Source organism: Actinoplanes sp. CA-051413 (assembly GCF_050955795.1).
GTDB lineage: Bacteria > Actinomycetota > Actinomycetes > Mycobacteriales > Micromonosporaceae > Actinoplanes.
Window position 1 is genome coordinate 9,163,699 of sequence record NZ_CP192100.1, and the last position, 13,714, is coordinate 9,177,412.

Genomic DNA, 13,714 nt, shown 5'->3' on the forward strand with positions numbered 1-13,714 from the left:
CGCGTCCGTCCAGCATCCGCTACGAAAGGTCACGACGTGAAACTGCTCGTCACGGGAGGGGCCGGATATATCGGCAGCGTCACCAGCCGGCTGCTGCTCGACGCCGGTCACGAGGTCACCGTCCTGGACAACCTCAGCACCGGCTTCCGGGAGGCGGTCGCGCCCGACGCCACCTTCGTGCAGGCCGACATCGCCGAGGCCGGCAGTGTGCTGACCCCGCAGGCCGGCTTCGACGCGGTGGTGCACTTCGCGGGCCTGATCGCCGCCGGCGAGTCGATGGTCAAGCCCGAGCTGTACTGGGACCACAACCTGATCCGCTCGCTGGCGTTGCTGGACGCCGTACGCAGCGCCGGGGTGCCGCGCATCGTCTTCTCCTCCACCGCCGCGGTCTACGGCAACCCCACCGAGCTGCCCATCACCGAGTCCGCGGTCAAGGCCCCGACCAGCACGTACGGCGCCACCAAGCTGGCCTTCGACTACGCGCTGACCTCCGAGACGTTCGCGCACCGGCTGGCCGCGGTCTCGCTGCGCTACTTCAACGTGGCCGGCGCGCTGATCCGCCCCGACGGCACCGCCGTCGGAGAGCGGCACGACCCGGAGACCCACCTCATCCCGATCGCCCTGCAGGTGGCCGCGGGCAAGCGGGAGAAGCTCCAGCTCTTCGGCGACGACTACCCGACCGCCGACGGCACCTGCGTGCGCGACTACATCCACGTGGAGGACCTGGCCCGGGCCCACCTGCTCGCGCTCGACGCGGCCACCCCGGGCGAGCACAAGATCTACAACCTGGGCAACGGCAACGGCTTCTCCAACCGCCAGGTCGCCGAGGTGGCCCGCGAGGTCACCGGGGCCGAGTTGCCGGTCGAGGTGGCGCCGCGACGCGACGGTGACCCGGCCAGCCTGGTCGCCTCGTCGCAGCGGGCCCGCGACGAGCTCGGCTGGGTGCCGGAGAAGGACACGCTGACCGACATGATCGGCGACGCGTGGGCGTTCTACCGCAGCCACGTCGCGTGATCTGATCATGGACATGACTGTTGCATCCTCCGCGGCGCAGGCCTTCCGCGACGCCTACGGCGCCGAGCCCACCGGACTGTGGGCGGCGCCCGGCCGGGTCAACCTCATCGGTGAGCACACCGACTACAACGACGGCTTCGTGCTCCCCTTCGCGCTGCCGCAGCACGTGGTCGCGGCGGCGTCCCCGGCCGAGGGCCCGGACTGGACGGTGTGCTCGACCTTCACCGAGGGCTCGGTCTCGTTCGGCGCCACGCAGCCCGGCGGCGTCGAGGGCTGGGCCGGTTACGTGGCCGGCATCGTCTGGGCCCTGCAGGAGGCCGGCTTCGACGTGCCGCCGGCCCGGATCGCGTTCGCCTCGGACGTGCCCGTGGGCGCCGGGGTCTCGTCGTCCGCCGCCCTGGAGTCGGCCACGCTGACCGCCCTGGTCGAGCTGGGCGGGCTGGAGCTGCCGGTGGCCGAACGGCCGGCGCTGGCCCAGCGCGCGGAGAACGTCTACGTCGGCGCGCCGACCGGGATCATGGACCAGTCGGCCTCGATCCGCTGCACCGAGGGCCGGGCGCTGTTCCTGGACTGCCGGTCGCTGGCGGTCGAGCAGATCCCGTTCGACCTGGCGGCCGACGGCCTGGCCATCCTGATCATCAACAGCAACGCGCCGCACCAGCACGTCGACGGCGAGTACGGCGCCCGCCGCAAGTCCTGCGAGGAAGCCGCCCGCATCCTCGGCGTCCCCGCCCTGCGCGACGTGACTCCCGACGGCCTCGACGCGGCGCTGGCCCGGCTCGACGACGACGTGACACGCCGCCGGGTACGCCACATCGTCACCGAGAACCAGCGGGTCCTCGACACGGTGGAGCTGCTGCGGTCCGGCCGGATCCCCGAGATCGGCCCGCTGATGACGGCGTCGCACGCCTCGATGCGCGACGACTTCGAGATCACGGTGGCCCAGGTCGACGTCGCGGTCGAGGCGGCGCTGGCGGCGGGCGCGTACGGGGCCCGGATGACCGGCGGCGGCTTCGGCGGCTGTGTGCTGGCCCTGATCGACGCGGACCGGGCGGACGAGACCACGGCGGCGGTCGAACGCGCGTACGCGGAGCACGACTTCACCGCACCGACCACCTGGTCGGCCGTCCCCGGCCCGGGGGCTGCCCGCCTGCCCTGAGCCGCGGGGGTGTCAGCGGTCGCGCAGCGGGTATGGATCCGGTCATGACTGCGCAATCCGAACCGAACCAGCCGAACGAGTTCGGCTTCGCCGGGGACGCCACCGCGCCGCAGCCCGAGCCCGAGCGGGACCCGGCCGACCGGGTCGACGCCGAGCGGGTCGCGGTGCCGTCCGACGACCTCACCGGAGCCCTCTCCGACGGCATCGAGAACGCGACCCAGAGCGACGACGCGAAGGACTGACGACAAGTCACCGGGCGGGCCCGAGAGCCCGCCCGGTGCTGGTCACCTGGGCAGGGGCTGCGGCTCGGCGTTCGGGCCGCGTACGACCGGCCGGCCGTCCACCCAGTCGACCCGGTCCAGCCAGAGCTGGCGGCCCGGGGCGACGCTGCCGATCGCCTCCGGCGGCCACGCGTGGTAGAGCAGCCAGGTCTCCCCGGCCGGCGTGGTGACCAGGAAGCTGTGCCCGGGACCGGCCGCGGCCGGTGTCGTGCGCAGGATCGGGTTCTCCGCAGCCTTGCGGCACGGCCCGAGCGGGCTGTCGCACTCGGCGTAGCCCACGGCGTAGACGTCCTTGTCGAAGGCGTTCGCCGAGTAGAACAGGAACAGCTTGCCGTCGTGGCGGACCAGCTGCGGCGCCTCGATGACGTGGTCCTCCCAGCCGGCGTCGTTGGTCAGCAGCCGGACCGGCGCGCCCACCAGCGACCGGCCGTCCGGGCTCAACCGGCTGCCGTAGAGGTGGGTCGGCTCCCCGATGTGGTTGCCGTCGTTCTTCCAGTGCAGCCAGAGAGCGCCGTCGGCGTCGGCGTACGGGCTGGCGTCGATCGAGCCACCCTCGTCGGCCTGGCAGATCAGCGGCTTGGCCGCGTCGTCGACGAACGGGCCCTGCGGCGACTCGGCCCGGGCGACGCCGATGCACTGCAGGTTCGCCGCCGTCGACCGGGCCGTGTAGTAGAGCAGGTAACCGCCGTCCGCGGCGATGACCTCGGGCGCCCACGTGTTGCCCCGCTCGGCCCACTGGCCCACCTCGGGCAGCGCGTCCCCGGCCGGGGTCCAGGTGACCAGGTCCGGCGAGGTCATGACCGGCACGTTCTGGCTGGTGTTGTTGGTGCCGTAGGCGTACCAGGTGCCGTCGGCCAGGATCGCGCCCGGATCCGGGAAGTTCTCCAGGTACACCGGGTTGGTGAAGGTGGGCTGGGCCACGGTCGGCTCCTTCGTGCCGCCGCATCCGGCGGCGAGCATTCCGATGGACAGGATGCTGATCAGGCGCCTCACCACCGGCGGAACCGCAGGTAGTCGAAGGACGCGGTGACGGCCGGCTGGGCGCCACCGTGGGCGATCAGCCCGATCCGCGGCTGCGAGTCCGCGGGCAGGGTCCACACGCCGCCCCAGGTCCAGGTACGGCCGTCCCGGCTCACCCCGGCCCGGTACTCGTGCTCCCCGTTGACCTTGTCGACGTGGTGGGCCAGCCGCAGCCAGGTGGTGGTCAGGCCGGGGGTGCCGGCGATGGTGCCGCCGTACGAGGTGGTGCCCGCGTACGGGATCTCGTGGCCGAACTCGACCTGGCGGGTGTTCCAGATGGCCACCGCGGACAGCCGCGCGAACTCGTCGTCCCCGGCGTACGCGATGAGCCCGGCCTGCTGGTAGTTGCGCACCGAGTCCTCGCCCAGGTCCAGGGTCAGTTTCGTCTCGGCGATCCAGCTGCCGTCCGGTGCGTCGCGCAGCAGCACGCCCGCGTTGTTCGAGGTGCCGGTGAGGTCGGCGTTCTGCACCGGCCAGCGCAGCGCGCCCCCGCTGACGGTCGCCGCCGGGTCGGGCCGCACGAACGTCCAGGCCGGGCTCAGCGCCGAGCCGGTGAAGTCGTCGGAGTACCCGGCCAGCACGCGCCCGGGCTCGGGCACTGCGGCCGCCCGGCGGACCGGTTCGGCCAGTGGGCCCACGCTGACGTTGTCCAGTTCGGCGGTGGTCGCGGCCGTGACACCGACGACGGTCCGGTCGCCGGCCCGTCCGGTCGCCACGGTGGTGTCGTCGAGCGTGGCGGTGAGCCGGCCGTCGCGGACTTCCACGACCAGGTGGTGCCAGGCCGTCGCGTCGAAACCGGCCGGCAGCGCGGTCCGGCGGGAGCCGACGACCAGGGCGTTGCCCGAGATGCGGACCGCCGTGGAACCGATCGTCAGGCCGGCCGGGCCGCGGACGTCGGCCTCCGCGCGCAGGTCTCCCCGCTGCGGCGACCGGGCGAGCAGCGTGCCGGATCCGCGGAGCCGGCCGTTCACCGCCGCCCACTCGCCGTCGGCCACCCGCCACTGCCGAGGGGACAGGGTGTCGAAGTCGTCCTGCAGCGGCGTACGGGTGACCGGCGCGGCCACCGGCCGCTCGGACGCCCACTCGCCGGCCCGCACGGTCGGCCAGCCGCCGATCCAGTCCAGGCGGTCCAGCAGCATCGGCCGCTCGTTGATCCCGAACGGCTCGTCCAGGTACGGGTCGGCCCGGTCGATGGCGTGGTACGCGAGCCAGTCCTGGCCGGCCAGGTCGGTGATCAGCCCGTTGTGGCCGGTGCCGACCCACTTGTTGCCGTTGGGGGCGACGACCGGGGTGCCACCGGCCCGGGACACGTCCAGCCGCAGGCCGTCGCGATCGGTGAACGGCCCGCGCGGGTCACGCGAGCGTCCCGCCGACACCGAGTAGCCCGTGGTCGGGCCGGCGCAGCAGTTGGCTGAGGAGGCGAACAGGTAATACCAGCCGTCGCGGCGGACGACGTACGCGCCCTCGAACTTGTTGTCGATCGCGACCCGGGTCGCCGTACCGGTGATGTGCAGGCCGTCCGCGGACAGCTCGCTGACCCAGATGCCGCCGAAGTAGCTGCCGTAGTAGAGGTAGCTGCGGCCGTCCGGGGTGGTGAGCAGCGCCGGGTCGAAGGTCCACAGCCAGCCGCCGTCGCCACTGGGCCGGGGTGCGACGACCGGCTCGTCGGCGAAGGTCCACGGGCCGGTCGGGGTGGGCGCGGTGGCCGCCCCGATCGCCGACCGACCGGGGCCGTCCCGGGTCTCCGTGACGGTCACGTACATGACCCACTTGGCGCCGATGCGGCGCACGTCAGGGGCCCAGAAGGCGGTGTTGTCAGCGGCGAACGCGGGGCGCTGGCCCTCGGCGAACGCGTCACCCACGTACGTCCACGACACCAGGTCGGTCGAGCGGGCGGTCGGGATCCGGTGGAAGACCTTCTCGCCCTCGCGCAGCGGGTCGGTGGTGCCGTACGCGTACCAGAAACCGTCGTCGCCCCGCACGACCATCGGGTCGGCGAACGTGTCCGCGAAGGACGCGGAGACGGGGTTGGTGTAGGTCTGCCGCTGCGGCGCGGCCTGCGCCGCAGCGGGAGTGAGCAGCAGAATCGCCGCGGCGAGCGCGGCCGTGCACCGTCGCATGAGATCAGCCCTTCAGGCCGGACCGGGAGACACCCTCGATGATGTAGCGCTGGCTGACCATGAACAGGATCAGCGCCGGGATGCTGGCCAGCGCGGCGCCGGCCATGATCACCGGGTAGTTGATGTTGTAGGCGCCCTGCAGCGTGCCCAGGCCGGGCGGCAGCGTGAAGTTCTCCGGGCTGAACAGCGTGTAGACCGGCCAGATGAAGTCGTTCCAGTTGGTCAGGAAGCTGATCACGGCCAGGGTGGCCAGGGCCGGCTTGGACAGCGGCAGGATCACCTTGGTGAAGATCTGCCACGAGTTGGCCCCCTCCAGCAGCGCGGCCTCCTCCAGTTCCCGGGGCAGTCCCAGGAAGAACTGCCGCAGGAAGAAGACCCCGAAGGCGCTGGCCGCACCGGGCACGATCAGCGCCCAGAGGCTGTCCAGCCAGCCCAGCCGGTCGATGATCAGGAAGTTCGGGATGATCAGCGTGAAGATCGGCACGAAGAGCGTCCCGATGATCAGGGCGAAGACGATCTTCTTGCCGCGGAACTCCATCCGGGCCAGCGCGTAGGCGGCCATCGACGCGACCACGAGCACCAGCAGCGCCTGTCCGCTCGCGGCGAGCAGGCTGTTGAGGAACCAGCGCAGCACGGGCGTCTGCGAGTCGCCGGTGAACAACGTGTCGTACGCGCTGGTCGTCGGTTCCGCCGGCAGGATCGTGGGCGGCACCCGGGTGGCCTCGTCAGCGCTCTTGAACGAGGTGGTCAGCATCCACACGATCGGGGCGATGAAGACCAGGCTGAGCAGGCCCAGCAGGGTGTACCAGGCGATACCGCGGATTCGGCCCATGGCTCAGTCCTTCTCCCGGAACAGGCGGAAAGTGATCATGCTGACCAGCAGCAGGCCCAGGGTCAGCAGGTAGCTCATCGCGGCCGCGCTGCCCATCCGGTAGCTGCGCAGGCCCTCCTCGGCGATGTACATGATCGCCGTGCGGGTCTCGACACCCGGCGCGCCCTGGGTGATCAGGTACGCCTGGCCGAACATGTTGCTGGAGGCCAGGATCGTGTTGATCACGATGAACAGCAGCACCGGCCGCAGCCCGGGCAGGGTCACGTGGCGGAACTCGGCCCAGCGGCCGGCGCCGTCCACCTTGGCCGCGTCGTAGAGCTCCCGCGGGATGTCCTGCAGCCCGGCGAGGTAGATGACGGCGTTGAACCCCAGCGTCCACCACACGGTCACGCCGACCAGTGAGATCCACGCCCAGGGCAGGCCGGTGGTCCAGGCCGTGTCGCCGGGCAAACCGATGGCGCCCAGCATGGCGTTGATCGCGCCCAGGTTCGGGTCGAGCAGGAAGCGCCACAGCACGCCGATGACCGCCACACCCAGCACGTACGGCGCGAAGTACACCGCCCGGAAGAAGGTGCGGCCCTTGAACGAGCGGTTCAGCAGCAGCGCGATCGCCAGCGGCACGGTGACCAGCAGCGGCACGCTGAACACCGTGAAGATCGCGGTGGCCTGCATGCTCTGCCAGAAGAAGTCGAACACCGGCGACGCGCTGTCGAACAGCGCCTGGTAGTTGTCCAGCCCGACGAAGGGCTTGCCGGGCAGCAGGTAGTCCCACTCGTGCAGGCTGATCCAGAGCCCGTAGCCGGCCGGCACGAGCGTGAAGGTCGTGAACAGCAGCGCGTAGGGCAGCAGGTACAGGTATGGGGTGACGCCCGACCCCCGCCTCGGCGCCCGGTTCGCGGGCGCCGAGGTCGAGGTGGTGGCCGTCTCCAGCACGTCCACCATGGTGGTCAGCCGCCGTACTTCTTGCGGTTCTGCTCGAGGATCTGGTTGGCCTTGGCGGCCGCGTCGGCCAGCGCCTTGCCCGGCTCCTTGCGCAGCAGGATCGCCTCGTTGACCGCGGTGTCCACGGTGGCCAGGGCGTCCGGGATGCCCGGCACCGACGGCGGGAAGTGCAGGTTGTCGATCTGGGTGCCGATCGCCGCCTGCTCCTTGAGCGCCGCGAAGTCGGGGCTGTCGCGGATCTCCTTGCGGGCCGGCACCTGGCCGCCCTTGGCCCACTCCAGCGACTGCTGGCTGATGTAGTTGATGAAGACCTTGCCGGCCTGCAGCTTGTTGGCGTCCTGGGTGCGCTGCTTGAACTGCACGAACTGGTGCGAGCCGGCCCACGCGGCGGGCTGGGTGCCGATCTGCGGCAGCGCCGAGACGCCCCACTCCATGCCCTTGACCCCGCGCAGCGTGTTGATCGTCCAGATGCCGTTCCAGTTGAACGCGGCCTTGCCGTTCTGCAGGGCGATCAGGTCGGCGTCCTGGGCCACGTTCTTCGGGCTGTAGCCGTTCTTGACCAGGCCGGTGAGCCAGGTCAGCGCCTGCACGCCGGGCTGCTCGGCGAACAGCGGCTTGGTCGCCTTCTCGTCGAACAGCTGGCCGCCGAACTGCCAGGTCAGCGCCTCGAACTGGAGCGTGCCGGTGAACGGGAACGGGGTGGCCCAGTGCCCCTGGACGCCCTTGGACTTGAGCTTGTCCAGGGCCGCCATGTACTCCTCGTTGTTGGTCGGCGGCTTCTCCGGGTCCAGCCCGGCCGCCTGCAGGACCTTCTTGTTCCAGAACATGCCGAGCGGGTGCACGTCCAGCGGGATGGCGTAGCGCTTGCCGTTGTAGACCGCGGCCTGCCACACCGGCGGCGAGAAGTCGCTCTCGTTGAGCTGGAGCGACTTGGCCAGGTCGTCCAGCGCCAGGATCACGCCACGGGCGGCGTTGGTGGCGACCTGGTCGACGTGCATGATGCCCAGGTCCGGGCCGTTGCCGGTGGACACGGCGGCGGGGACCTTCTGGTAGTAGTCGGCCCACTCGTACACGTTCATCGTGACCTTGATGTTGGGGTTCGCGCTGTTGAACTTGTCCACCAGCGACTTCATCACCGGGCCGTCGCCGCCGGTGAAGCCGTTCCAGAAGGTCAGCGCGACGTTGGGACCGGTGTAGTTGGTGGCCGCGGGCTGGGCGTTCTCGCCACCACCGCCGACGACGGGATTGGGTCCGTCGTCACCGCAGGCGCCGAGCATGACGGCGCCGCCGGCGCCTACGCCGAGCCCGAGCAGGCCGCGGCGGGTGAGATGTGGTTTCACGGTTTCTCCTCGGGGGTGAAGCTCAGGGCGTGCCAGGAGACAGGGGGAAGCAGGACGGTGGCGCGGCCACCGTCGAGGGCAGGCATTTCTTCGGTACGGGGACGGACGCGATCAGGAGCAGCGGCGGTGTTGCCGATGGACGGGTCGTCCTCGGCGAGCCGGATCCACTGTCCCGGGCGCAGTCCGGGAAAAGCCCGCAGGTCGATGTCCAGCGGGACAGCTTCGGTGCCGCGGTTGACGGCGAAGACGGCGAGCCGGCCGGTGCGCTCGTCGAGGGTGGCGACCGCGTCCACCGCCGGTACGTCGCCGTAGCGGCCGGTGGACATGGTCGGTGACTGCACGCCCGCCCGCAGCACGGTGCCGTGGGCGAGCCGGGCGGTGTGGGCGAACGGGTGGTAGATGGTCTGCCGCCAGGCGGGGCCGCCGGGCGTGGTCCGGATCGGCGCGATGATGTTGACCAGCTGGGCCTGCGCGCCGACGGTGACCCGGTCGGCGTGGCGCAGCATGCTGATCAGCAGGTTGCCCACGACCATCGCGTCGGTGACGGTGTAGTCGTCCTCGATGAGCGCCGGGGTGTCCTCGATCGGCCGGTCCTCCGGCTCGGTGAAACGGGACTGGTACCAGACGTTCCACTCGTCGAGGGCCAGGTTGATCCGCTTCTGCCGGCGAAGCTTGGCCCGTACGTGGTCGGCCGTGGCGACGATGTCGTCGATGAAACCGTCGAGGTTGACGGCGGCGGCCCGGAAGCTCGCCTCGTCCTGGCTCTCCGGGTCGTAGTAGCTGTGCAGCGACAGGTAGTCGACGTGGTCGTAGGTCTGCTCCAGCACGGTGGCTTCCCACGCGGCGAAGGTCGGCATGTCCGCCTTGGAGCTGCCGGCGGCCACGAGCTGGATGGTGGGGTCGACCCGCTTCATGGCGTGCCCGGCCCGGGCGGCGAGGCGGCCGTACTCCAGCGCGGTCAGGTGGCCGATCTGCCAGGGCCCGTCCATCTCGTTGCCCAGGCACCAGAGCCGGATGTCGTGCGGGCGGGCCACGCCGTGCTTGCGGCGCAGGTCGGCGGCCGCGGTGCCGTCCGGGAGGTTGCAGTACTCGACCAGCTCGGCGGCCTCGGCGATGCCGCGGGTGCCCAGGTTGACCGCCATCATCGGCTCGACCCCGGCCAGCTCGGCCCAGCGCATGAACTCGTTGAGCCCGAACGCGTTGCTCTCCAGCGACCGCCAGGCCAGATCCAGGCGCCGCGGCCGGTCGCCGACCGGGCCCACCCCGTCCTCCCAGCGGTAGTTGGAGACGAAGTTGCCGCCCGGGTAGCGCACCAGCGTGACGCCCAGCTCGCGGACCAGCTCGAGCACGTCGGTGCGCAGCCCGTCGGCGTCCGCGGCGGGGTGGCCGGGCTCGAAGATGCCGGTGTAGACGCAGCGACCCATGTGCTCGACGAACGAGCCGAAGAGCCGCCGGTCCACCGCACCGATGGCGAAGGCGGGGTCGAGGGTCAGCCGAGCCTTGTCCACGTAGCGCTCCTGTCCGCAGGTCTTGTGTGCCGCCTCACACTGTTTACAACGTTGGAACCAACGTTGTAAAGAGGTCGTCACACGGTCGTTACCTGGGACGATGCGATTTGTGGTGCTTAGCGGGAGTCTCGCCCTACGGTGCTCTCCCGGGCAACCAGCCGGTGGCTCACCCGGAGCTCACGCGGCGGGCCCGCGGCGGCCGCACCCTCGCCGAGGCGCTCGGCGAGCAGGTCCACGGCGAGCTCGGCGATCCGGCCGAGGTCCGGGGCGATGGTGCTCAGGGTCGGCGTGCTGAACCGGCCGTCCTCGATGTCGTCGAAGCCGATCACCGCCACGTCGCCGGGCACCGACCGACCCCGCTCCAGCAGCGTGCGGATGGCCCCGAGGGCAAGCAGGTCGTTGAAGCAGAACACCGCGTCGGGCGGCCGCGGGCCGTCCAGCAGCCGGGTCATCGCGGCGGCACCGTCGGCGCGGTGGAAGCTCTCCACCTCGGCGACCAGCGCCGGATCGGCGGGCAGCCCGGCCTGCTCCAGCGCCGCGCGATAACCGGCGAGCCGCTGCTGCGCGGTCACCGCCGACGGGAAGTCCTGCGCCCCGATCGCCGCGATGCGCCGGCGCCCCGACCCGGCCAGGTGCCGCGTCGCGTCGGCCGCGGCGGCGGTGTTGTCGATCGCGACATGGTCGGCCGGGCCGTGCGACACCCGCTCACCGAGCAGCACCATCGGGGTCTCGTCACCGCCGCGCGCCAGCTCCTCACCGGCCAGGGCCAGCGGGCTGAAGATCAGGCCGTCGATCGCGTGCCGCCGCAGCCCGGCGACCAGGTTGCGCTCCCGCTCGGCGTGCCCGTCGGTCTGGTCGATCAGCACGGTCCAGGACCGGCGCTCCGCCGCGTGCACGATCCGCCCGGCCAGCTCGGCGAAGTACGGCGACTGCAGCTCGGGCACGGCCAGCGCGATCACCCCGGACCGGCCGCTGCGCAGCTGCCGGGCCGCCATGTTCGGCTTGTAGCCCAGGGCGTCGATGGCCTGCTGCACCCGGGCTCGGGTCTCCGGGGCGACGTGCACGTAGCCGTTGACCACATTGGAGACGGTCTTGATCGACACGCCTGCTTGTGCGGCCACGTCCTTCAGACCCGGAGGCACCGGCCTCGCCCACTCTCATCGCCCGGCTGCGCCCGGACTATACAACGATGCAAACCGCCCCGTCCCGCCCTTTCCGTACGCGGGCCGGGGCGTGCACCGTCGTCCGCTACTGGGCCTCGATGATCATGCCGGCGCCCACCGTACGGTTGCTCGACTCGTCGATCAGGATGAAGCCACCGGTGGTGCGGTTACGGCGGTACTCGTCGGCGAGCAGCGGCACCGTGGTGCGCAGCTTGACCCGGCCGATCTCGTTCAGGCCCAGCTGCGGCGCGTTCTCGTCGCGGTGCAACGTGTTCACGTCGAGGCGGTACTGCAGGCCACGGACCACCGCGCGGGCCGTACGGGTGGTGTGCTTGATCGTGTATTTCGCACCGACCCGCAGCGGGGCCGTCTCGTCCATCCAGCAGATCATCGCCTCGACGTCCTGGGCGACCGTCGGCGCGTTGTGCGGCCGGCAGATCATGTCGCCCCGGGAGATGTCGATCTCGTCGGTCAGCCGGACCGTCACCGACATCGGCGGGAACGCCTCGTCGACCGGACCGTCCGCGGTGTCGATGGCGGCGATCGTGCTGGTCATGCCGGACGGCAGCACCATCACCTCGTCGCCCGGCTTGAGCACGCCCGAGGCGACCTGGCCGGCGTACCCGCGGTAGTCGGTGATGTCCTTGGACTGCGGCCGGATCACGTACTGCACCGGGAACCGCACGTCGACCAGGTTGCGGTCCGAGGCGATGTGCACGTGCTCCAGGTGGTGCAGCAGCGACGGGCCTTCGTACCAGGGGCTCTTCTCCGAGCGGGAGGCGATGTTGTCGCCCTCCAGCGCCGAGATCGGGATGACCGTCAGGTCCGGCGCGTCGAGCTTGGCCGCGAACGAGGTGAACTCGTCGGCGATCTTCTCGTAGACACCACGGTCCCAGTCGACCAGGTCCATCTTGTTGACGCAGAGCACCAGGTGCGGCACCCGCAGCAGGCTGGTCAGGAACGCGTGCCGGCGGGACTGCTCGACCAGGCCCTTGCGCGCGTCCACCAGGATCAGCGCCAGGTCGGCCGTCGAGGCGCCGGTGACCATGTTGCGGGTGTACTGGATGTGCCCGGGGGTGTCGGCGATGATGAACTTGCGCCGCGGCGTCGCGAAGTAGCGGTACGCCACGTCGATGGTGATGCCCTGCTCCCGCTCGGCGCGCAGGCCGTCGGTGAGCAGCGCCAGGTTGGTGTATTCATCACCGCGCGCGGCGCTGACCGCCTCGACCGCCTCGAGCTGGTCGGCGAAGATGGTCTTGGTGTCGTAGAGCAGCCGGCCGATCAGCGTCGACTTGCCGTCGTCCACACTGCCCGCGGTGGCGAACCGCAGCAGGTCCATCGGACGGGCCGTCGCCTCGTCGGGCTCCAGAACTGCCTGACTCATCAGAAGTAGCCTTCCCGCTTGCGGTCTTCCATCGCGGCCTCGCTGACCTTGTCGTCGCCCCGGGTGGCACCGCGTTCGGTGATCCGGGTCGCCGCGACCTCGTCGATGACCTTGTCGACCGTGTCGGCCTCGGACAGCACGGCGGCGGTCTGCGACGCGTCGCCGACGGTGCGGTAGCGCACCCGGCGGGTCTCGACCGTCTCGCCGTCCCGGGGCACGATGAACTCGTTGACCGCGTAGAACATCCCCGCGCGCTCGACGACCTCACGGTCGTGGGCGTAGTAGATGCTCGGCAGCGCGATGCGCTCCTTGGCGATGTAGTGCCAGACGTCCAGCTCGGTCCAGTTGGACAGCGGGAACACCCGGATCGACTCGCCGGGGTGGTGCCGGCCGTTGTAGAGCGACCACAGCTCGGGCCGCTGGTTCTTCGGGTCCCACTGGCCGAACTCGTCGCGGAAGCTGAACATCCGCTCCTTGGCCCGGGCCTTCTCCTCGTCGCGGCGGGCGCCGCCGAAGAGCGCGTCGAAGCGGTACTTCTCCACCGCGGCCAGCAGCACCGGGGTCTGGATCCGGTTGCGGGTGCCGTCCGGCAGCTCGCGCACCAGGCCGGAGTCGATGGCCTCCTGCACGCTGGCGATCACCAGGTTGAGACCCAGCTCGCCGACCCGGGTGTCGCGGTACTCCAGCACCTCGGGGAAGTTGTGACCGGTGTCGACGTGCATGACCGGGAACGGGATGCGCGCGGGCGCGAACGCCTTCTCCGCGAGGCGCAACATCACGATCGAGTCCTTGCCGCCGGAGAAGAGCAGCACCGGCCGCTCGAACTCGGCCATGACCTCACGCATGACGAAGATGCTCTCGGCCTCGAGAGCGTCGAGATGCGAGACGCGATAGGGCTTCGTCTGGCTCATGGGTTCCAGACCTTTCCGGTGTCGGCCGAATTCATCCGGG

12 protein-coding genes are annotated in these 13,714 nt (G+C 70.9%); 3 read left to right on the forward strand and 9 right to left on the reverse strand.

Annotation, left to right across the window (positions count from 1 at the left end; all coding sequences use genetic code 11):
- Positions 1–36 precede the first annotated feature (36 nt).
- Genes galE through ACQP2Y_RS43255 form a run of 3 tightly spaced genes read left to right on the forward strand, consistent with a single transcriptional unit; the run spans position 37 to position 2,415 of the window.
- Positions 37–1,014, forward strand: a complete 978-nt coding sequence (gene galE, locus ACQP2Y_RS43245) for a UDP-glucose 4-epimerase GalE (RefSeq protein WP_433722267.1) — start codon at positions 37–39, stop codon at positions 1,012–1,014.
- Positions 1,015–1,027: 13 nt separating this feature from the next.
- Complete coding sequence (gene galK, locus ACQP2Y_RS43250; RefSeq protein ID WP_433722269.1) at positions 1,028–2,173, forward strand: galactokinase; 1,146 nt, start codon at positions 1,028–1,030, stop codon at positions 2,171–2,173.
- Between the two features lie 44 nt (positions 2,174–2,217).
- A complete protein-coding gene (locus ACQP2Y_RS43255) occupies positions 2,218–2,415 on the forward strand; it encodes a hypothetical protein (protein ID WP_433722271.1) in 198 nt (65 codons plus the stop codon).
- A 42-nt stretch (positions 2,416–2,457) separates the two neighbouring features.
- Here the strand turns inward: ACQP2Y_RS43255 and ACQP2Y_RS43260 are convergent, their stop codons facing one another.
- The 9 genes from ACQP2Y_RS43260 to cysD form a co-directional block, all read right to left on the reverse strand.
- Positions 2,458–3,450 carry a glycoside hydrolase family 43 protein gene (locus tag ACQP2Y_RS43260; RefSeq protein ID WP_433722273.1) on the reverse strand — a complete coding sequence of 331 codons (993 nt, stop codon included), beginning with the start codon at positions 3,448–3,450 and terminating at the stop codon, positions 2,458–2,460.
- A complete protein-coding gene (locus ACQP2Y_RS43265; protein ID WP_433722275.1) occupies positions 3,444–5,594 on the reverse strand; it encodes a family 43 glycosylhydrolase in 2,151 nt (716 codons plus the stop codon). The genes ACQP2Y_RS43260 and ACQP2Y_RS43265 overlap by 7 nt, the downstream gene beginning before the upstream one ends.
- A 4-nt stretch (positions 5,595–5,598) precedes the next feature.
- Complete coding sequence (locus tag ACQP2Y_RS43270) at positions 5,599–6,426, reverse strand: carbohydrate ABC transporter permease (RefSeq protein WP_433722277.1); 828 nt, start codon at positions 6,424–6,426, stop codon at positions 5,599–5,601.
- A gap of 3 nt (positions 6,427–6,429) precedes the next feature.
- Positions 6,430–7,368 carry a carbohydrate ABC transporter permease gene (locus ACQP2Y_RS43275; protein ID WP_433722279.1) on the reverse strand — a complete coding sequence of 313 codons (939 nt, stop codon included), beginning with the start codon at positions 7,366–7,368 and terminating at the stop codon, positions 6,430–6,432.
- A gap of 5 nt (positions 7,369–7,373) precedes the next feature.
- Complete coding sequence (locus tag ACQP2Y_RS43280) at positions 7,374–8,708, reverse strand: ABC transporter substrate-binding protein (protein WP_433722281.1); 1,335 nt, start codon at positions 8,706–8,708, stop codon at positions 7,374–7,376.
- The gene (locus ACQP2Y_RS43285; protein WP_433722283.1) at positions 8,705–10,216 is read right to left on the reverse strand and encodes an alpha-N-arabinofuranosidase; all 1,512 of its coding nucleotides are present in this window, start codon (positions 10,214–10,216) and stop codon (positions 8,705–8,707) included. The genes ACQP2Y_RS43280 and ACQP2Y_RS43285 overlap by 4 nt, the downstream gene beginning before the upstream one ends.
- Positions 10,217–10,332: 116 nt before the next feature.
- Positions 10,333–11,337: a LacI family DNA-binding transcriptional regulator gene (locus ACQP2Y_RS43290; protein ID WP_433722285.1), complete on the reverse strand. Its 1,005-nt coding sequence runs from the start codon at positions 11,335–11,337 to the stop codon at positions 10,333–10,335.
- A gap of 127 nt (positions 11,338–11,464) precedes the next feature.
- A complete protein-coding gene (cysN, locus tag ACQP2Y_RS43295; RefSeq protein WP_433722287.1) occupies positions 11,465–12,763 on the reverse strand; it encodes a sulfate adenylyltransferase subunit CysN in 1,299 nt (432 codons plus the stop codon).
- Positions 12,763–13,674, reverse strand: a complete 912-nt coding sequence (cysD, locus tag ACQP2Y_RS43300) for a sulfate adenylyltransferase subunit CysD (RefSeq protein ID WP_433722289.1) — start codon at positions 13,672–13,674, stop codon at positions 12,763–12,765. Before cysD ends, cysN begins: the two co-directional genes overlap by 1 nt.
- Positions 13,675–13,714 lie beyond the last annotated feature (40 nt).